This is a genomic window from Bacteroides ilei (assembly GCF_900128495.1).
Taxonomy (GTDB): domain Bacteria; phylum Bacteroidota; class Bacteroidia; order Bacteroidales; family Bacteroidaceae; genus Phocaeicola; species Phocaeicola ilei.
The window spans coordinates 1,768,241-1,788,609 of sequence record NZ_LT635801.1; the positions used below are offsets into that span (position 1 = coordinate 1,768,241).

A 20,369-nucleotide genomic window follows, 5' to 3' on the forward strand; every position below is an offset into this window, starting at 1 on the left:
TTTTATGTCGAACTCACGTTATTTATATTTTCAATTATTTTATTACCTATAACTTGTTTATTCATCATATCCATCATAACTGCAAGGTTATTCCCATTAGACCTATTACCACATCATTACTTAGTGTCGTAAGGGTCAACTCTTTCAGTTCTTTCCGTGAATCGAGCTTTATATCAAGCAGTTGTCCAGCACCACCCGGAATTTCCCGACCATATACATCTTCTATATTCAATTGGTCACCCAAATTCCGACTTACAAGACCGGACATCAAATGAACCCGATAAGGACGTTTACTCGTGACATAAAACGCGTATTTGTCTATGTAATAATCTTGTTCTATCGGACACCAGTTATAAGGATTGACCAACTCCATTATTTCTTTGCTCCCATCTGTATATGAAATGGTTATGCGACCGTTAGCTATGCGGCTTTGCATGTGATTGGTTGTTCCAGCCAGCATCAAATAAGCATGCGAAGCCTTCCCTTTCAGCGGAAGAGTCAGGCTATCCGGATAATTATTCCATAGGGACGTGTAGGCTATATTACGGCCTTCAGCTACCGACCGGAATGGGATTATCGTCTTCGTATCGTCCAGACAAGCCTTAAAAATACCGTTATCGACTTGCGAACGAAATACGGAGTCATTTGTTTCCGCATAAAACAAGGGGTGGCACCACTCGCCAAAACCGTTCTTGGGTATACGCAACGTGGTATATGGAGAAGCCGGAGATACATATTCGTTCTTAAATATATCCGTTACCTCCGCATTGAAATAGCGGGTCATGTCAACTGGGCGGCATTGCGCAGTCCGTACTTCGTCAAAGTCAGTCCCCATGTCTTTGTTTATCATCGGGTCTTTCCTCATCCATGCATACATGTCTGCTTCCGGTTCTTCCACATGCGCCACTGCATCAAGTACGATATGCTGATGTTTGTCGTTTGTGAAAACGCTTTCTTTATACTGCCCTTTAGCCGTATTCTGGCGAATGACAATCTGCAAGGGACGCGCGAAGTTCTGTTTTATGTCATAAATTTCCTGGTTGCCTACCCGTTTAAACGTATATTCTATATAAGGAGTGCGGATGAAAGCACTGTCCCACGAAGAAGGAAAGCCGGGGCGGATGACACAACGACCATGAAGCGCATCCGGACTAATGCCAAAAAGGCCTTGAACAGCAGCCTTGGCCGTCACTCCTACATTATCAGAAAAATCACGGTAAGTCTCACCACGAGCTGCATCATACGCGCTCACTTGCCCTATGTTGCCCGGACTTCCGCCCAAATACATGCCGTCCAACAATACACCTTTCATAATACGAAATGCCTCATTGGGACGTCCCGCATGAAAATAAGCCAAGGCTGTGTGCATGGTCTCCGCCGGTGCCACATTGTTGATACTCCAAGAGTAAGGCAACCAGTTTGTGGTACTCAGCACATAATACCGCGGAGTTTCTTCACCTTCAATACGAATAGGTATGTGAGGAATGCAGTTGTCTACATATTGAGTAGCCCTATACGCCTGCTCCGGTGAGCATGAATAGCTGTCTATCGGCGTATAGACCGACCATAATGCCGCACTTGTATGCAGACGTTTCAACCCCATAAAATCTCTATATTCAGCCCAGCATCCTTTATCATCCATCCATAGAGATTGATTCATTGCTTTCAATATCTTTTCCGCTTCGGCACGATAAGAAGCCGGATCATAACCTAAGATTTCCGCAATACGTGCAGCCACTAAGTTACCACGATAGTTATAAGCGGATGAATGTGTTACAGCACCGCTATTATAATAAAGTGCATCACTTGCCCATATGCAACAATATGCGTCATACAAACCATCATCATTCGGATCGAAGTTCAATTTCTCCCATTTCAGATGCCGCTCCAATACCGGCCACATCTTGCGCATGTAAGCTGTGTCCGCATCAAACTGAAAATGCCATAACAGTTCATCTATATAGTTAAGGTTCATATCATAATGGTGCATCACATCGTTACGATGGGGAGCACGGCAGATATAACCATTGCTATACATCGGAGTTCCCCATTCTTTTACAGCCCGGCAAAGATTGTTCAGCGAGTCTTGTGTCGGATGGGGAATGGTGTTGGGCACATTGGTCACTTGGCTCTCAGCATAAGCCGAGAAATGCCGTTTGGCGCGGTCGTTCCATCCTAAAAAGTCACCCATATAGGCAGCCCTCCAACCAGGCAAAGGAGAATGCCAACCTATAGCTCCGTGAAGGAACGTATCACCATCCCATGAACCGTCGCCGGCTGTGACCAATACACCTCCCAGCGTATTGATATAAGGATCCGGTGTATGAAACTCCACCATCGAAGCCAATCGGGAACGATGAGCTTCCGCCTGTTCATAATAAGAAGAATAGGTGTTGAACAAGGTCTCGTCTGCAACCGTTGCCGCATAAAACACTTGTCCTTCTATAATGGCGTAGCTCAGATTGTTCTTGCCATTCCATGTCACTGTTTGGAGTTGCTTAGGAGACGATGCTGCTTCAAGCGATCCAGGTACCTCGGCTCCCATATCTCCCCAACGTCTAAGATTCTGATTCTGTATCTCGCATACCCGAGCCGTCAGTTGCACCGTTCCTGTAAAGTTTTCCGTCTGAATTTTCCAAATTCCTCCTTGCCGGTCAGGAAACGCCAACACCGAGATGTAGATAATGCCTTTCCCCCATCGATGGTCAGTCAGTTTGTAAGTACGTCGTCCGGCAGTATAACGAGCTTCACAAAAATCAGTCTTATCCAACTCAACCATTACCCCATCAGTTGTCAAGCTAAAACTGATATTACGACTATCTTTTGCCTTGTAAGCTACAAAGACAGGACGATCACTTGTCTCAATGCGATCCTCTGTGGGACTTCCGTAAAGTGCACGAGTATATCGATTATTACCATTTATGCAAACAAAATCTTGTCCATCGGGTTTGTATTGCAACGTGCGAAGCTCATCCACACCCACATAATTCACTTCTATTGTTTTAAGATGGTCGCTAACCTTTTGAGGTTTTTGTCCAACAACGCCTACCGGTACTAACAACAATAAACATCCAACAATTTTTCCTATTTTGTTCATATATTAAATCACCTCCTATTAATCTATAAAAACCTTATTATGAAAGAGTTAGATTTACTAAAATACGGAATACTTTTCCGGGATTGGCAGCCCATTGCTTCATCGCAGCCTGCGCTTCTTCAGGAGCGACAACAGCCGAAATAAATTCTTCTATCAGACAATTTCCGCTTTGTAAATAATGAATAACTGCACGGAAATCAGCAGGCAAAGCATTACGCGAACCACGGATGTCCAATTCTTTCTGCACAAAGTACTTGGTTTGGAAAGCCACTTCGCTCTTGGCATAACCGATACATACCACCCGACCGGTAAAGCTTACCACATCTACAGCCATTACGTATGTAGCCGGACTACCTACGGCTTCTATCACCACATCCGCGCCCAAGCCATCTGTCAACTGACGCACACGTTCGCGCACATCTTCCGTTTTAGAATTAATGACATACGTTGCCCCTGTCCGATGCGCCAATGCTAATTTTTCGTCATCCAAATCAACCGCTATCACAGTAGCTCCACGCAACGAAGCACGTACCACGGCTCCCATGCCTACCATACCACAACCGATAACCACAACCACATCATTATCAATAACCTGTGCACGTGAAACGGCATGAAATCCTACACTCATCGGCTCTATCAAAGCACAATCACGCGGAGATATGTTTCCCGCAGGAATAATCTTCGTCCAAGGTAATACGGCATATTCACACATCACCCCGTTACGTTGTACACCTAAGGTTTCATTATGCTCACAAGCATTGACACGACCATTGCGGCATGAAGCGCACTTACCACAATTGGTATACGGATTTACCGTCACATGCATACCCTTACTGAAGCTCTCAGGCACATCCGGACCAATTTCCTCTATCACCGCACCAACTTCATGACCGGGAATGACCGGCAACTTCACCATCGGATTACGTCCCAAATAAGTATTCAAATCCGACCCACAAAAACCTACATAGGCAATCTTGACCAACACTTCGCCGGCATGCAACTCCGGGCGTTCTATTTCTACAACCTTCATATCAGAAGGCGCTACAATTTGAACTGCTTTCATATTCAACTTCAACACTAAATAATACGATTCTTAATTTATCACTTTATATCCTTTCCAGCCATAGTAAGCACAGAAAAGGAAACATACTAAAGGTACAATATATGCCACATGATACATCTGTTCGTTGATGTGCATCAAATATGCCGTAAACTGAGGCAGACAGGCATTGCCTACAATCGCCATGACCAAGAAAGCCGAACCGCTTTTAGTCTGCTCACCTAACCCTTCCAATGCCAAAGAAAACTGCGTAGGATACATGATGCTCATAAAGAACGAAATACCCAACATGGCATACAGTCCTATCTGACCGCCAAATGCCATTACTACCGCACAAAGCACCACATTGGCTAATGCATAAACTAACAACATATCCTGCGGACGGAACTTCACCATCAGTCCGGTACCAATCCACCTTCCCAACAAGAACATCAGCATATACAGTCCGAAATAAGTGGTAGCCGTAGCTTCGGGCAATCCGGCATACGTACAACAATACACCAAAAACAAACTGTTGATAGCCGTCTGCCCGCCATTATAAAAGAACTGAGCGATTACACCCCAACGCAAATGTCTGTGTTTCAACACACCAAAGTCAATCAGTTTTTCTTTCAACTCGCTTTTCCGTCCTTCATCACCAATCTTAGGCAACTTAGAAAAAACAATCACCACAGCAATCAATAACAAAAGTAAAGCCAATGCCATGTAAGGCAATTTCATTGCGTCCGTCTCCATCTGAATATAAGCATCCCAACCTCCGGGATAGTCCATAGGAAGCGTTTCGCGGGTGTATGTGTCACCGCTTAGTATCAATTTACTCAAGAACATAGCGGCAATGAATGCGCCCAGTCCATTAAAAGATTGTGCCAGATTCAATCTACGAGGTGCTGTAGCTGGGTCGCCCAATGCCGTAACGTAGGGATTGGCAGCCGTTTCAAGGAAACACATCCCTGTAGCGATAATAAAGAAGATACACAAGTACGCCCAATATTCCTTAATGGCAGCAGCCGGAAAAAAGAGCAGTCCGCCTATGGCGGCAAGCAACAAGCCGAAAACAATACCCGCCTTATAACTATACCGCTTCATAAACATAGCGATAGGTATCGGGAAGATAAAATATGCCAGCCAGTAGGCTGATTCGGTAAACGAAGCCTCGAACGTATTCAATTCGCACGTCTTCATCAGCTGCCGTATCATCGTAGGCAACAGGTTGCTGCTGATAGCCCACAGGAAGAACAAGCTGAAGACCAGTGCAAGAGGCAATGTATAATTCTTGTTTTTCATACGCATACCGATTGGGGTTATTCCGACATATTCTTAATGTAAGGCAATTCGGGCAAATCGCCAAAGCCGTAAAAGCTACGTGCATTCTCGCCCAAGAAAAGCCGCTTTTCCTCATCCGACAATTCCGATGATTTCGTAATAAAATCATACGACATACGGTAAGTGATAGCCGTAATCGTACGCGGATAGTCCGAACCCCACATCAGTTTCTCAAAGCTCACCAAGTCGGCTGCCTCACGAATAGCCCTTACCGCTCCTCGGAAAGGATAAAACTCCTCATTAAAGAGCCACGTAATGCCACCCGACTCAATGCGGACATGAGGATGACGAGCCAATTTAATTTGCTCGGTCCAGCCCGGAGTCGTGACCATGCCGAAATGACCGATAGCTACTTTCAGCCCGGGACATTCGGCTATCACTTCTTCCAACTCGCCTACCTGTGTATCACCGTCTGCCATATCAATCGAAAGCAATACTCCGTTCTGCTCCATTAGGTGAAACATTTCCATCATTTCATCACTGTTGAGCATCACACGCCCTTCCTTCAACAACAAACGCTGGGCTGGTATTTTGATTCCTTTAAACCCACGAGATATCAACCGGCGAGCCTGTTCCAAGAACCCGGGTTTACGGAACTCGCACATACCGCATACAAAAAAACGGTTGGGATAACGCCGGACGACATCTTCCAAATAATCATTCTGAAACCCATCAATGAATTCTTGCGTAATCACGGCTGCCCCTACCTGGGCATAATCCATATTCGAAAGAAAGACCTCGGCACTGTTCACCCCATCTACCATAAAGGGAGGAAGCATCTGCCGTTCTTCGCCCATAAACATCGAACGGCCGTTTGCCAGCGTACGGATGGGCAGGCCATCCACCACTGTATCCTGCCTCAGCCACAAATGGGCATGGGCATCTATTATTGTATAAGCCATAACGCGTCCCTCCGTTATGTATTTGCCCAACTGACACGCATCTGGTCACCGATGATGGCACGGACCTCCTGCAACAAGGCCTCGTCCATCGGTTCTTCTACAAATGCCACATTCTTGCGGACATTCTGCGGATTCGCCGTACTGAACAACGTCGTAGCGATACGCGGATTGCTTACGGCATATTGCATGGCAAGTTTCTCTATCGGATAACCTTTCGCCTTACAGTGTTCCATTGCCCGGCGGCAAGCCTCTACCAACGGTTTCGGTGCCGGATGCCAATCGGGTACACCCCGCTCGGTAAGCAATCCCATCGACAAAGGCGAAGCATTGATGACACCGATGCCTTTCCCTTCAAAATAATCCAGGAAATCCGCCAGCTTGTCATCGCAAAGACAATAGTGGCAAAAGTTCAGTACGGACTCCACCGTGCCTGCCGGCGAATGGTCAATAACCCATTGCAGGTTTTCCAGTTGCAAATCGGTAATGCCCACATGGCTTACTATCCCTTTCTCGCGCAAGGCTACCAAAGCGGGCAATGTTTCGTCTACCACCTGATGAAGGTCGGCAAACTCGATATCGTGCACATTTATCAAGTCGATATGGTCAATGTGCAGACGTTCCATACTTTCGTACACGCTTTCCGTAGCACGTTTGCCCGAATAGTCCCACGTATTCACTCCGTCCTTACCGTATCTGCCCACTTTCGTAGAAAGATAATATTTGTCGCGCGGAATCTCCTGCAACGCCTTGCCCAATACGGTCTCCGCCTTGTAGTGCCCGTAATAAGGCGACACGTCAATGAAATTCATTCCTGTTTCGATAGCGGTGAACACCGCTTCAATGGCTTCTTTTTCTTTAATGTCATGGAAAACGCCTCCCAACGAAGAAGCGCCAAAACTGAGCGATGATACCTTCATGCCCGTTTTCCCGATTTCATGGTATTGCATAATTCTTTCAGGTTTAATGGTTACGAAAACAAAGGTAAGCAAGGATAAACCTCGTCTGTCCGTAGCATTACCAGAAAAAGCACGTAATGGTTTACGTAAAATTTCCGTATATCCACATGGCTGTTGCATGAAAAAACGCTTTCTTTGCAAATGGATACAGAAGGAACCAATAATCAAACATTCATGAACAACCCGAAACATACCTCGCTGAAAGACCTCGCCCAACGGCTCGGCGTATCTATTCCCACCGTTTCGCGGGCACTAAAGGACAGTCCCGAAATCAGCCGTGAACTATGTGCCAAAGCCAAACAGCTTTCCAAAGAAATGAATTACCGCCCCAATCCGTTCGCCATGAGCCTGCGGAAAAACACGCCCCGCATCATCGGAGTCATCGTGCCCGACATCGTGACACATTTCTTCTCGTCCATCTTAAGCGGCATTGAGGATACAGCCATAGCCAACGGATATTTCGTCATCATCACTACCTCGCACGAACGTTTCGAACATGAAAAACGAAACATCGAAAACTTGGTGAATATGCGTGTAGAAGGCATCATCGCCTGCCTTTCGCAAGAGACTACCGACTATTCGCATTGGGCATCACTAACAGACATCAATATGCCGCTCGTCTTTTTCGACCGCGTATGCCTGACCAACCGCTTTTCTTCCGTCGTTGCAGACGGAGCGCAATCGGCACAAGCCGCCACCCAACATCTGTTGGATAGCGGAAGCAAGCGGATAGCATTCATCGGAGGTGCCAACCACCTATATATCGTCAAGCAACGGAAACACGGCTATTTGGAAGCCCTACGTGCCAATAAGATTCCCATAGAAAAAGAATTAGTCGAATGCCGCCGCATCGATTACGATGAAGGGATGCGGGCTACCGAAGCCTTGCTTGCCCTGCCCAATCCGCCCGATGCCATCTTAGCCATGAATGACACTTTGGCTTTTGCCGCCATGGAAGTCATCAAAAGTCACAGCTTGCGCATTCCGCAAGATATCGCCCTGATAGGCTATACCGACGAACGCCATGCCAATTACGTCGAGCCTAAACTTTCCTCGGTATGCCATCAGACTTACAAGATGGGCGAAACGGCATGCCGTCTCCTGATAGACCAACTACGAGGAGACCGTACCGTACGCCAAGTGGTGATACCTACCTCACTTCAGATACGGGAAAGCAGTATGAAAAAGAAAATCACAATTGGATGAAAACTATTAAAAAAGAAGGGAATACAAAGAAAAATCATTATTCAAGTTTCGCAAGTTAATAGAAAACCTTCTTCTTGGGATATAAAAGGGGCACAGGGATTTCCGCATATCGCAGAAAATGAGTAATTTTATAGTTGCAAATCAAAACATTACTCAGCCCTATGCCCTTGCACAAAGTTACAGACTTTCTTTCAGAAATCAGCTCATTTTTTAGAAAAATGACGCACATAAAGCGATGTATTCCATACTGGACGTTATCAAATGGTTAAAAATGAATGAATCCACCTTGTTCGGCATGAAGAGCAAGTGCAACAATGTGTATCCGTTGTTGCAGGTGTTCCAGGCTTTGCTGTTGTTCCCGTGTTTCATGGTCCGTAACCCTTATCGTTTCACCGGGTCTTCCTTAAGCGGCTTGCTGGGATGCCAGAAAGACGTGTTCTACCGCTTCATGAGTAATCCCAAGATAAATTGGCGGAAGTCCGTCTATCACCTCACCCTTCAGCTTTGGTCGAAGATCAGACTCCGTTCCGGGCGCAAGGAAGGCACGGTCTGCCTGATAGTCGATGACACGGACTATCCCAAGACGGGACGGCGCATGGAGAACATCGGCAGGGTGTTTTCCCATGTCCATCACAGGTGCATCCTCGGTTTCAATGCTTTGTTCCTTGCCGTCACGGACGGGACAACCCAAATGCTTCTGGATTTTGCACTGCTGGGTGAAAAAGGAAAGGATGGAAAGTTCGGGATGTCCGATGAAGAGCTCGCAAGACGTTTCACCAAAGGACGTGACAGCGGCGACGCCTTGCAGGAGCGTATCGATGAATACACGGCAAAGAAAACCGACCTGATGATTGCCATGATAGGACGCGCCATCCGCAAAGGGGTCAGGTTCAGGTATGTGCTGGCAGACAGCTGGTTCGCCTGCAAGGATGTCATCCGGTTCATCCGCTCCCGTCACGTCAAGTGCGATTACCTGGGCATGATCAAGGTGGGAGAAAACAGCAGGACAAAATACTGTCTGGACGGGAAGCCCTATACCGCGCCGGCCTTGATCAGGCACCTTGACAGGCAAGGCAGGCGGAAGTACAGCAGGAGACTGCGTTGCTATTACATCGTGGCGGACGTGACCTTTGCGGATACCAAGGTACGTCTGTACTTTGTCAGGAGAAGCAAACGGGGCGCATGGAACGGACTGATGACCACGGACATACGGCTTGAGTTCCTTGAAGCGTACCGGATTTATGCCCAAAGGTGGTCTTTGGAAGTCGTGTTCAAGGAAGCGAAGGGACTGTTGGGACTGGGCAAATGCCAGGCCGGAAACTTCGCCTCGCAAATCGCGGCGACATCCCTGACGGCTTTGCAATACAACATCCTTTCCTTAGTGAAGAGGTTTGCAGCCTACGAGACCATGGGAAAGCTCTTTGAGGACGTAACCAAGGATTCTTTGGAACTGTTCGTTGCGGAAAGGATGTGGGGCGTCATGCAAGAACTGGTCATTGCGGTTGCGGAACTCTTCGGATTGACTGATGAAGATATCTATCAGGCTATCATCAACAGGGAGGAAGATATGAAACATATTTGCGACATTTATAGATTAAAAACTGCAAGTTGAACTTGCGAAACTTGAATTGTATATTTGTATTATATTCATCAACATAACCTGCAATATGAGCATCAGAATATTTTTAATTACGGTATTATATTGCATCACAGCCGGTGTATATGCTCAGGAAAACATCTCCAGCCTGAAAAAAGATAGCCTGAAGACAATATCGAATGACTATTTAGGCAATGAAAATCCGACGGTGAAACCATTTGCTGTAAAAGAAGAAATACCGGAAATAAAGTCAGAAACGGATATTCCTCAAATGGAGATTCAGCAAATAAGGTATCGTCGCCCATTTTATATGCCATACTACACAAATCCTTCTCCGATGTTCTACGGCGATTACAGCACAAGCGGAAAGATTGCTCCAAATCTGTATGGTTATGGTTCACAATCTACATTGCCCGGAATTGGTAGAATCAACGAAGCCTCACTGATGTACCGATATGGTATAAACGACTTCCTGGAAGTTCAGGGAGGGGTGGATGCAACAAAGTATAATTTCCCATTCAGTACAGGTCAGGCTTTCGGTGCCACAGGAGCCATCATCTACAGACCCACCGATAAATTGAGTTTCAGAGCCTTTGGCTCATACGCTCCAACAACTGCCTACGGGTTTTACATGAACAGTTACGGAGGGACTATCGGCTATGAGTTCAATGATCGTTGGGGAGTAGAAGTGGGTGCTGAAAGAATATACGACCCTATGAGAAGAAGCTGGGATACCCGCCCCATAGCAATACCTTACTATAAGTTCAATAAGACCAAGATAGGCTTGGACGTTGGAGGTATTCTGTATGAAATAATAAGAGGCGCTAAATTTAAAAACCAAGGTGGCAATCCTACCATAATGCCTGGAAGATAAATTTTAATGCATTGTGCCTACATTCATATTTTTTTCAGTAATCCCATCTTTTTCTTAAAATAGATTTTTTATGCCTGCCGGGTATTATTCTTTTGCTTTTACAAACCAACTGTTGTCTTTTACATATTGTCCTCTGCATGAAATGGGATATCCGTAGGTCTCTTCATCTCGGAAAGGGCTCTTTAGATAATCTGCCAAGGCTTCAAACGAATCATTGACTGTTGCGGTCTGGTCCACATCCGAAACCGTCAGTAAGACGATTTGGGATGTGTGCAATGTGCCGTGAGGTCGGCTGTCTTCATGCACGAATGCACCTTTAAAGGCCGATAACATATCTTCATAAGGAGACTCACTGGCTATTACAAAGTAGGCACTCGTCCCGTAAGTCAGTTCGCGTACAAACACCAATTCGTTCAGATTGGACGGCATATTCACGAACAGTCCGTCGGCCGGCGTATCCATTGATACCGTAAAACCTTTGAAAACAATCTTGCCGAGTGTCAGGCTTTTCACCTTTTTCATATCGAATTTCTGTCGGCAAATATCTCTCAGTGTACGACCAAATGTTTGGTTTTCAATGAAGCTGTCACCCAAGGCTTCCAGGTTTTTCAGTTCGGCCAGTTGTGCGGTATAGGGTCGGTCGGGGGTCATATAATTTGCATATTCCTCCGAGTGTATCGCTTCCTTGATTTTTTTCAAATACTCAGACCATCTGGCCTTCACCAGGGTGGTGAGATAGGGATTGGAGAAATTGAATGTCAGGTCTACAGGTCTCTTTTCATCTGTGACTTCCCTGTCGAAGGAAGTGGCAAACGCGCTTTCCGGAAAGACTGCTCCCACATAAATGGCTGGAGGATTGGCAAGAGCCGGCCATATTTGTATGCCAAGATAGGAAGTGCTGATGTCTATATCATGTTCCTTGCGGTTATCAATGAGGAAAGTCCATTGCGGAGACCACGGGGTGATGGAAGTGTCCTGCATAATCTCAAGCAGCTTATATCTGACACGGGTACCGTCAGCCAGAGGGGCAACCGATATCTGTTTTTCTACCTTTAAGACATATTCATGTCCTTGTTCGTACGTAAATCCAGTGATACCCTCGAAGGAAAGTTTCGAAAATTTACGTGCGCCTTCTTCTTTGGCAAGCAGACATTCTATAGGGTTATTACTACCTGGAGGAATATATGTACTTGTTTCAGGAGAAATGTACATTTTGATAATTTCATATTTATCCTCAAGTTCGTTATTCTTATTACATGCTACGAAGTTACATAAACAAAGGAATAGCATAAAGATACCAAATAAATTTTTCTTTTCCATATACTTAACTTAAAGGGATAATTTATAAAACTGATTCTGCGTAATTATTGCTCAGAATTCATCTATTGATTTTGAAAATAGTTCGTTCTGTAAAAAAGCTTGTTTTTTAATAGTAAATCAAAACTTTATTATTTAATGCAGAAAGGCAAAAATTCCCCTATTTCAGAAATGTTAAAATACCGAAAGTGTATATCGTGTGACAATTTAAGAAAAATCTTTTAATGCGTAATCAGCCCTATATTTTCAGTAAGATTACTTTGATGTATCTTTCATTGAATAATAAAAATGACCGGACAGAGGTACTGACAGGTCCCTGAAGGTCGTTGGATTCTCAGCTGCTTTTTCCCGGAAAGCTTGGCTGGCGGGCACCAAAATGTGAGGCATTCTGCCACCATGTCAATCGTCTTCTTTCTGCTTTTTGTTGTTTTTCTTTAGCCGGCCGCTTTTCTTTAATGCTTCGTTGATGATCCATTGAAGCTGGCCGTTGGTACTGCGAAATTCGTCTGCCGCCCATTTCTCGATGGCATCCATTGTAGCGGCATCCACACGCAGAACAAAACTTTTGGTTGTATTTTCATTTTTATTAGCCATTTCATTGTTTCTTTCATCCTGTCTTCACGTCTTTTCTTTCCGGAATAAATCCTGAATGTTTCCGCTACATATGCGGGTATAGGATATTCCGGAAAGAAACTTCAATCAATGATTCAATGTCCCGGTATTGACTACCGGCTGTGCGGCTTCGTCGGCACAGAGTACTACAAGCAGGTTACTTACCATGGCTGCCTTTTTCTCTTCATCCAGTTCTACAATCTCGTCCTTCGACAGTTTGTCAAGTGCCATGTGGACCATCGAAACTGCGCCTTCCACAATTTTTTCACGGGCGCTGATGATGGCCGACGCCTGTTGGCGTCGTAACATGACGGCGGCGATTTCGGGCGCATAAGCCAGGTAATTGATACGTGCTTCCAGTACTTCGATTCCTGCCATGGCCAGGCGTTCGTTCAGCTTCTGCTCCAACTGTTCATTGATTTCCTCACCGCCCGAACGCAGTGTCAGTCCACCGTCGGTACTATCGTTATCGTCATAAGCATATTGGCCGGCTACCTGTCGCAAGGCGGCGTCACTTTGTATCCTTACAAAGTTTTCAAAGGCATTCATCCGGTTGGCTACGGTATTGCCTAGGTTTACTGTCTTTCCGTCGCTCGATGTTGTTCCTGCACTTGCCATGGTCTGGGCATCAATTTCGAACATAGCCTTGTATGTATCTTTCAACTTCCATACCAATACGAGTCCGATGAGGATAGGGTTGCCTATTTTATCGTTCACCTTGATCGGTTCCACGTCCAGGTTCCGTGCGCGCAGGGAGAGTTTTTTCGCTCCCATAAACGGGTTCACCCAGAAAAATCCCGTCTCACGGAATGTCCCTTTATATTTGCCGAAGAATACCATGGCCCGGGCTTCATTCGGTTCCAGCATTATGTATCCGCAGTTCAGGATAATCCATAGCACAACCATGATGCACCCCAATACCTTGAAGAGTACATCACCCGCCATGAAACACCAGACCATAAGTCCTGCCCATATAAACACGAAAAGGAAAACGGCCAGAAAACCGTTCATTTTGAAACCTTTAAAAATAACTTCTTTTGTTTCCATATTTTTCAGTTTTAGATATAAGATTACAAGTCCTTCTGCCGGTCAAGCGTTCGCCACAAAAATAATTGTCCATGCCATTCCGGTTGATAGATAAATTAAATGGAACCGATATTTTTTATGATATCGTTTTAATATCGTAAAGATATGAATTTAAAACGGGAAAAACAAGTCATCGTATTTTTTTTGATGTTTATTTTTCCTTGGAATCCTCAGGAAAATGACTTGATGTATTTACAGATACAACTTGACATTTCCGGAAGAATGCCTTGAACTTTCCGGATAAAGAACTTGAAGTTTTTCAAAAAGACTTTCATCTTTTTCGGGGAGGGAGCAAAACTATCAAAAGTTATCAGGACTGTCGTCTGTCTTCCGGATGCTTGTAAAGATTGATGTTTATTTAAAATAAAGATGTTTATTTAAGATAAATCTAAGGATTAGGAGAACCGATTCTTTTAAGATTCGGCGAAAAAGGATTATCTTTGTAGCCGCAAACGGTATATATATGGATAAAGGCTCAAGATACAATGATTTCTCAACTTTTCTGGCGGGACATTTTCCTTTCAAGGTGCAGAAAATCTCTGTAAATGCGGGCTTTACTTGTCCTAACCGCGACGGTTCGAAAGGCTATGGCGGTTGTACTTATTGCAACAACCAGACTTTCAATCCGGCCTATTGCCGGACTGGAAAAACGGTCACTGCACAGCTGGAGGACGGAAAGGCGTTTTTTGCCCGGAAATATCCGGAAATGAAGTTTCTGGCCTATTTCCAGGCGTATACCAATACATACGGTGAACTGGAGACATTGAAACGGATGTATGAAGAGGCGCTGGCTGTGGAAGGGGTGGTAGGACTGGTTATCGGTACGAGACCCGACTGTATGCCCGATTCCCTGCTCGACTATCTGGAAGAACTGGCCAGACGTACGTTCCTGCTGGTGGAGTACGGGATTGAAAGTGCCGATGACAGGACCTTGGAGAGAATAAACCGCGGACATGACTTCGCCTGTACGGCTGATGCCGTGCGCAGGACCGCCGCAAGAGGCATCCTTACCGGAGGACATGTGATACTGGGACTTCCGGGTGAGAGCCGGGAACAGCTTATGGAACAGGCGGAGACACTTTCCGGTCTGCCTCTCACTACCTTGAAGCTGCATCAGTTGCAGCTGATCAGAGGGACCCGCATGGCCCGTGAATTTGAAATGCATCCCGAAGATTTCCATCTGTATACGGCCGAAGAGTACATCGGGCTGGTTATTGATTACGTGGAGCATCTGCGGAAAGACATCGTGCTGGAACGCTTCATATCGCAGTCGCCCAAGGAGCTGCTGATTGCTCCCGATTGGGGATTGAAGAACTATGAGTTTACCGAACGGTTGAAGAAACGCATGGAGGAAAGGGATGCCTGGCAAGGAAAATATTATAGTAGAAATATAAATGATTAATTCAAGTAGCAACATGAAATTGAAAGGGAATGTTCATTATGTTGGGGTGAATGACCGCACGAAAGCGTTGTTTGAAAACCTCTGGCCGTTGCCTTACGGTGTGTCTTACAATTCATATCTGATTGCAGACGATGAAATGGTGGCACTTGTCGATACGGTAGACGTGGCTTTCTTCGAGGTATACCTGAAGAAGATCCGTAGCATTATCGGTGACCGTAAGATCAATTATCTGATCATCAACCATATGGAACCCGATCATTCGGGATCTATCGCTTTGATTAAGCAATATTATCCGGAAATCGTATTGGTAGGTAACAAGAAGACTTTCGATATGGTGGAAGGTTATTACGGCGTTACCGGCGACCGTTACGTGGTAGGTGAAGGCGACTTCCTGAAGTTGGGGCACCATAACCTGCGTTTCTACCTGATACCGATGGTACACTGGCCTGAAACCATGGTCACTTTCGATGAAACGGAAGGTATCCTGTTCTCGGGCGACGCTTTCGGATGTTTCGGGGCTCTGAACGGCGGATGCATTGACAAGAATATCAATACCGACATCTACTGGAATGAAATGCGCCGTTACTATGCGAACATTGTAGGCAAGTTCGGTAATCCGGTACAGAAGGCTTTGCAGAAATGCAGCGGGCTGGATATCAAGATGATCTGTCCTACACACGGTCCGGTTTGGGAGGAACATATACCGGAAGTGGTGGCCATGTACGACAAGATGAGCCGTTACGAAGGCGAGGAAGGTGTGGTAATTGCCTACGGAACCATGTATGGAAATACCGAAGAGCTGGCCGAAACCATTGCCGAAGAACTGAGTGCACAGGGTATCAAGAATATTATACTGCATAATGTATCGCATACCCATCATTCATATATCCTGGCCGATATCTTCAAGTACAAGGGCCTGATTGTGGGATGTACTACCTATAACATGCATCTGTATCCCGAAATGGAAAGCCTGTTGAGCAAGGTGGCTGCCCGTGAGATGAAGAACCGTGTAATGGGTTATTTCGGTTCTTATACCTGGGCCAGCGCTGCTGTGAAGAAGTTGGGTGAATTTGCCGAGAAGCTGAAGTTCGAAGTGGTAGGTAACCCGGTAGAAATGAAGCAGAGCATGAAGCAGGACAATTATGCACAGGCTAAGGAGCTGGCTAAAGCCATGGCCGACCGCCTGAAGTCCGACAGAAAATAAGCAACTGTTTTTTTCATGATAAAGAAAAAGTCCGGTGCACGCAGTGAGCGGTGCATCGGACTTTTTTTTGCCGTTGTGCGGCGGTATGTGTGATTGGTCAGTCTTGTGCCTGATGTACGGTGAGTTGAGGGAAGGGGAATCCGATTCCTTCTTTGTTGAATGTAGCATACACGTTCTTGTTCATATCGAAATAGACGTCCCAGTAGTCGGCCGTCTTGGTCCATACACGCAGGGTAATGTTTACGCTGCTGTCGGCCAGCGCTCCCAGACCGATAAACGGTGCCGGGTCGGCCAGTATGCGGGAATCGGCTGCGATGATGCGTTTCAATACTTCCTTCACATGCTCGAAATCTTCTCCGTATTCAACTCCGAAGGTCCATTCGGCACGACGGATTTCCTGTTTGCTGTAGTTGACTACCACGTTGCTGCTCATGTTTCCGTTAGGAACATAGATGATACGGTTGTCGGTAGTCGACAATATGGTGTGGAAAATCTGTATTTCCTTTACTGTTCCGCTGGCTCCGGGACCGTCAATGTAGTCGCCTACCTTGAACGGTTTGAATACAAGGATAATCAGTCCGCCTGCAAAGTTCGACAGGTTGCCTGAGAGGGCCATACCGATGGCTACACCGGCTGAGGCCAGCAGAGCCGCAAAGCTGGTGGTTTCCACTCCCAGCCGCGCGAAGATGGCGAAGGCAAGAATCAGGTTGAGCAGGATGTTGAGCAGGCTCTTGACGAAAGTCTGTACGCTTATCTCGAATTTCCGCTTTTCCAGAAGTCCGCTGACCAGACGTGATATGAGTTTGATCAGTATCCGTCCCACTACATAGATGATGACGGCGCCTATAATGTCTTTCCCACATTCGATACCCCAATTGACGAACTTGTCGAGCAGCTGTTCCACATTGATTTTGGACATCGTGCTTAATAATGTTGCTGATAACATGAATCTTTAAATGTTTTTTAGTGTTATAAATATAATGTTATGTTGTCTTTCCAGTGTCCGTTTCTGTGCCTGGCGTCTATTCCTGCAGGATGCCTTTCCCCTGACGGACGATTTCGGGATCGCCTTCGCAGCAGTTGATTACGGTAGACGGTTCGATACCTCCCGGACCTCCGTCGATTACCAGATCTACTTCCTCCCCGAACTTCTCGTCAATCAGTTCCGGATCGGTGATGTATTCGATGTCTTCACCTGGCCGGAGGGGCAGGGTAGTGGTGAGGATCGGTGCGTCAAGTGCCTTGCATATTTCGCGGATAATGTTGTTGTCGGGCACACGGATTCCCACTTCCTTCCGGTTCCGGAATATTTTGGGAAGACGGCTGTCGGCGTTCAGGATGAATGTGAACGGTCCCGGCAGGTTCCGTTTCATCAGCTTGAAAGTCGTGTTGTCTACACGGGCATATTCACTGATGTTACTTAAATCATAACAAATGATCGACAGGTTATGTTTACGCGGATCGATATTTTTCAGTTTGCAGATGCGTTCTATGGGACGTTCTTTCAATGCATGGCACCCTATGGCATACATGGTGTCGGTAGGGTATATGATGATCCCGCCCTCGTTCAGGATATCAGCAACGTGCTGGATTGCGTAGGGATCATTGTTCTTTGAATAGAATTTCTGTAGCATAGGTTCTTTTATTTATTTTTCTTTTCTTTTTTTCAGTTCTTCGGCCAGCCGGTATTGGATGGCCGCTTCCATTTCTTTTCCTGCCTGTTCCAGGGCATCTCCGAAGCATTCGTGCGCCCCGGCGTGCTGGGGCTTGAGTGTGGTAGCCTTGTCGAGATCGGCTATGGCTCCTTCTATGTTGCCTGTATGGAGCCGCAGCTTGCCCCTGTTATATACGGCCTTGAATTCCGTTGGGCGTATCCTGACTGCCTGGTTCAGGCATTCTTCCGCTTCACCGATACGCCCGTCGTCGAACAGGGTCACTCCTTTCCGTATCCAGGCATCCGTAAATCCGGGATAGAGTTCGATAGCCTTGTCGTAATTGGCTAAGGCAGCCCTCACATCGTGCATGCGGGTAACACATTCATTTCCCATGAGGTAATATTCGTGCGCATACTTCTGGAGATTCTTCTGCTGTTCATGCATCGCTTCCTTCAGACGTCTGTTCTCTTCCTTGAGCTGGGTGATGATGCCCAGTTTCTTGCGTATGAAGCGCTGTTGGAGCGGCTTTTCTATGTCGTACCGTGAGTGGATGGCTTTGAAGAACTGCGAGAGACATTCCTTGAAGTCGCCTTGGTCGAACGCCTTGACGGCCGCTACATACTGTTCGTCGGCCTGAGCCTGTTTCAAGGCCCGTCCGATAGCCTGCGGATTGTTGAACCGTTGTGCAAACGAGACGATTTCGGGGCGGACAAAGATATCGCCACGGGTTATTTCCCGTTTCAGGCAGATGCCTTCGAGTGATGTGCAGCGGCTCAGCGCCACATAGGCCTGGCCTCCGGCAAATACGCCTCCCGTGAAGTCGATGACCACATGGCTGAAGGTCAGTCCCTGGCTCTTGTGTACGGTGATGGCCCATGCCAGCCTGATGGGGTATTGGGTGAAGGTGCCCAGTTCTTCTTCCTCGATCTTTTTTTCCTGTTCGTTATATTTATAGCGGATATTGCTCCAGCTTTCTTTGTGTACATCCAGTTCGCGTCCGTCTTCCGTGATTATATAGATGATTCCGTCTTCGTCCATACCCGAAATGGTTCCTATGGTTCCGTTCACCCACCGTTTTTCCTGGTCGTTCTTGATGAAGATGACCTGTGCTCCGGGCTTGACTGTCAGTTCCATCAGGGTGGGGAGGCTGCTTTCCGGGAATTCGCCGTGGATTTCTCCCTGTAAGGTTACGGGATCGCCCGGCAGTTCTGCCAGCTTCTGTTCGTTGATGAAATCTACCGTATCCCGTCGGGTAGCCAGGGTGATATACATGTCGTTTTCGGATGTGGCTACCGGAATGTTGTACCGTGTATTGAGCAGTTGTAGGTCGGCAGCGTTCGCCGTGTTGGTGCGGATGTGGTCCAGTACCCCCACGAAGACCTTGTCGGTCTGCCGGTATACTTTGGTCAGTTCTATGGCTACCAGTTCCATTTCACGGAATACACGTGCCGAAAAGAAGTAAGGGTTCGGGTAGAAACGGCTGATGATTTCACGTTCGTCGTTCTTGACGACCGGTTCCAACTGGAAAATATCGCCTACCAGCAGCAGCTGTTTGCCGCCGAACGGTTCACGCATGTTCTGTGAATAGACCCGCAGTATCTTGTCGATGAAGTCGATGATGTCGGCCCGTACCATGGATATCTCGTCAATGATGACCAGTTCGATGTTCTTGATGAGCTTGCGGTGGTCGGCCGAGTATTTCAGGAAGCTGTGAAGTTTCCCTCCTTTCAGGCTGAAGTTCGGGTCGTCGGGCAGCAGCGGATGGAATGGAAGCTTGAAGAAACTGTGCAGGGTGCTTCCTCCGGCATTGATGGCCGCTATGCCTGTAGGTGCCAGTACTACATATTTCTTTTTGGTGTGCTGGCATACATACTTGAGGAATGTAGACTTTCCGGTACCTGCCTTTCCTGTCAGGAAAACCGACTGGCGGGTATACTGGATCAGTTTCAGGGCGTTCTGAAACTCCGGATTGTCTGTGTCGATGGAAGTGTATGCCATTTTACGTAAAGATTGGTCAGGCAAAGATAAAGAAAATCAATTCTCTATCCAATAGGAAAAGAAAAAGGATGGTTGCCGGT

15 protein-coding genes and 1 pseudogene are annotated in these 20,369 nt (G+C 46.5%); 5 read left to right on the top strand and 11 right to left on the bottom strand.

Annotation, left to right across the window (positions count from 1 at the left end; all coding sequences use genetic code 11):
* Positions 1-73: 73 nt before the first annotated feature.
* From BQ7489_RS07640 to BQ7489_RS07660, 5 genes are read right to left on the bottom strand one after another with little or no spacing between them, the layout of a single operon-like run.
* Positions 74-3,097 (bottom strand): DUF4450 domain-containing protein, encoded by a 3,024-nt coding sequence (locus tag BQ7489_RS07640; RefSeq protein ID WP_021847689.1) that lies wholly within the window; start codon positions 3,095-3,097, stop codon positions 74-76.
* A 37-nt stretch (positions 3,098-3,134) separates the two neighbouring features.
* Entirely contained in the window at positions 3,135-4,160 is a 1,026-nt protein-coding gene (locus BQ7489_RS07645) for a zinc-binding alcohol dehydrogenase family protein (protein WP_022040266.1), read from the bottom strand.
* Between the two features lie 30 nt (positions 4,161-4,190).
* The gene (gene fucP, locus BQ7489_RS07650; protein ID WP_072532067.1) at positions 4,191-5,441 is read right to left on the bottom strand and encodes an L-fucose:H+ symporter permease; all 1,251 of its coding nucleotides are present in this window, start codon (positions 5,439-5,441) and stop codon (positions 4,191-4,193) included.
* A gap of 17 nt (positions 5,442-5,458) precedes the next feature.
* Positions 5,459-6,382, bottom strand: coding sequence for an amidohydrolase family protein (locus tag BQ7489_RS07655; protein ID WP_072530540.1), 924 nt, complete (start codon positions 6,380-6,382; stop codon positions 5,459-5,461).
* A 14-nt stretch (positions 6,383-6,396) separates the two neighbouring features.
* Positions 6,397-7,329, bottom strand: coding sequence for an aldo/keto reductase (locus tag BQ7489_RS07660; protein ID WP_022040264.1), 933 nt, complete (start codon positions 7,327-7,329; stop codon positions 6,397-6,399).
* 183 nt (positions 7,330-7,512) lie between these two features.
* Between BQ7489_RS07660 and BQ7489_RS07665 the strand changes: the two genes are divergently transcribed.
* The 3 genes and pseudogenes from BQ7489_RS07665 (at position 7,513) to BQ7489_RS07675 (ending at position 11,015) form a co-directional block, all read left to right on the top strand.
* Positions 7,513-8,544 carry a LacI family DNA-binding transcriptional regulator gene (locus BQ7489_RS07665; RefSeq protein WP_072532068.1) on the top strand — a complete coding sequence of 344 codons (1,032 nt, stop codon included), beginning with the start codon at positions 7,513-7,515 and terminating at the stop codon, positions 8,542-8,544.
* 161 nt (positions 8,545-8,705) lie between these two features.
* Positions 8,706-10,156 (top strand): annotated as a pseudogene (locus BQ7489_RS07670) (IS4 family transposase).
* A 55-nt stretch (positions 10,157-10,211) separates the two neighbouring features.
* Complete coding sequence (locus BQ7489_RS07675) at positions 10,212-11,015, top strand: hypothetical protein (RefSeq protein ID WP_072532069.1); 804 nt, start codon at positions 10,212-10,214, stop codon at positions 11,013-11,015.
* A gap of 84 nt (positions 11,016-11,099) precedes the next feature.
* Here BQ7489_RS07675 and BQ7489_RS07680 read toward each other — a convergent pair whose 3' ends face one another.
* The 3 genes from BQ7489_RS07680 to BQ7489_RS07690 form a co-directional block, all read right to left on the bottom strand.
* Positions 11,100-12,335 carry a DUF4377 domain-containing protein gene (locus tag BQ7489_RS07680; protein ID WP_083580496.1) on the bottom strand — a complete coding sequence of 412 codons (1,236 nt, stop codon included), beginning with the start codon at positions 12,333-12,335 and terminating at the stop codon, positions 11,100-11,102.
* Between the two features lie 396 nt (positions 12,336-12,731).
* Entirely contained in the window at positions 12,732-12,926 is a 195-nt protein-coding gene (locus BQ7489_RS07685; RefSeq protein ID WP_072530541.1) for a type II toxin-antitoxin system antitoxin, read from the bottom strand.
* 105 nt (positions 12,927-13,031) lie between these two features.
* Complete coding sequence (locus BQ7489_RS07690) at positions 13,032-13,991, bottom strand: SPFH domain-containing protein (RefSeq protein WP_072530542.1); 960 nt, start codon at positions 13,989-13,991, stop codon at positions 13,032-13,034.
* A gap of 502 nt (positions 13,992-14,493) precedes the next feature.
* Here BQ7489_RS07690 and BQ7489_RS07695 point away from each other — a divergent pair.
* Positions 14,494-15,432, top strand: a complete 939-nt coding sequence (locus BQ7489_RS07695) for a tRNA modification radical SAM protein MnmL/YtqA (protein WP_072530543.1) — start codon at positions 14,494-14,496, stop codon at positions 15,430-15,432.
* A gap of 13 nt (positions 15,433-15,445) precedes the next feature.
* Positions 15,446-16,636: an FprA family A-type flavoprotein gene (locus BQ7489_RS07700; RefSeq protein ID WP_072532071.1), complete on the top strand. Its 1,191-nt coding sequence runs from the start codon at positions 15,446-15,448 to the stop codon at positions 16,634-16,636.
* Positions 16,637-16,733: 97 nt separating this feature from the next.
* On the opposite strand, the gene BQ7489_RS07705 is transcribed toward BQ7489_RS07700, so the two are convergent.
* The 3 genes from BQ7489_RS07705 to BQ7489_RS07715 all read right to left on the bottom strand — a co-directional run bounded on the left by BQ7489_RS07705 (position 16,734) and on the right by BQ7489_RS07715 (position 20,289).
* Positions 16,734-17,582: a mechanosensitive ion channel family protein gene (locus BQ7489_RS07705; RefSeq protein ID WP_072530544.1), complete on the bottom strand. Its 849-nt coding sequence runs from the start codon at positions 17,580-17,582 to the stop codon at positions 16,734-16,736.
* 76 nt (positions 17,583-17,658) lie between these two features.
* The gene (locus BQ7489_RS07710) at positions 17,659-18,270 is read right to left on the bottom strand and encodes an L-threonylcarbamoyladenylate synthase (protein ID WP_072530545.1); all 612 of its coding nucleotides are present in this window, start codon (positions 18,268-18,270) and stop codon (positions 17,659-17,661) included.
* Between the two features lie 12 nt (positions 18,271-18,282).
* Positions 18,283-20,289, bottom strand: a complete 2,007-nt coding sequence (locus BQ7489_RS07715) for an AAA family ATPase (protein WP_072530546.1) — start codon at positions 20,287-20,289, stop codon at positions 18,283-18,285.
* Positions 20,290-20,369 lie beyond the last annotated feature (80 nt).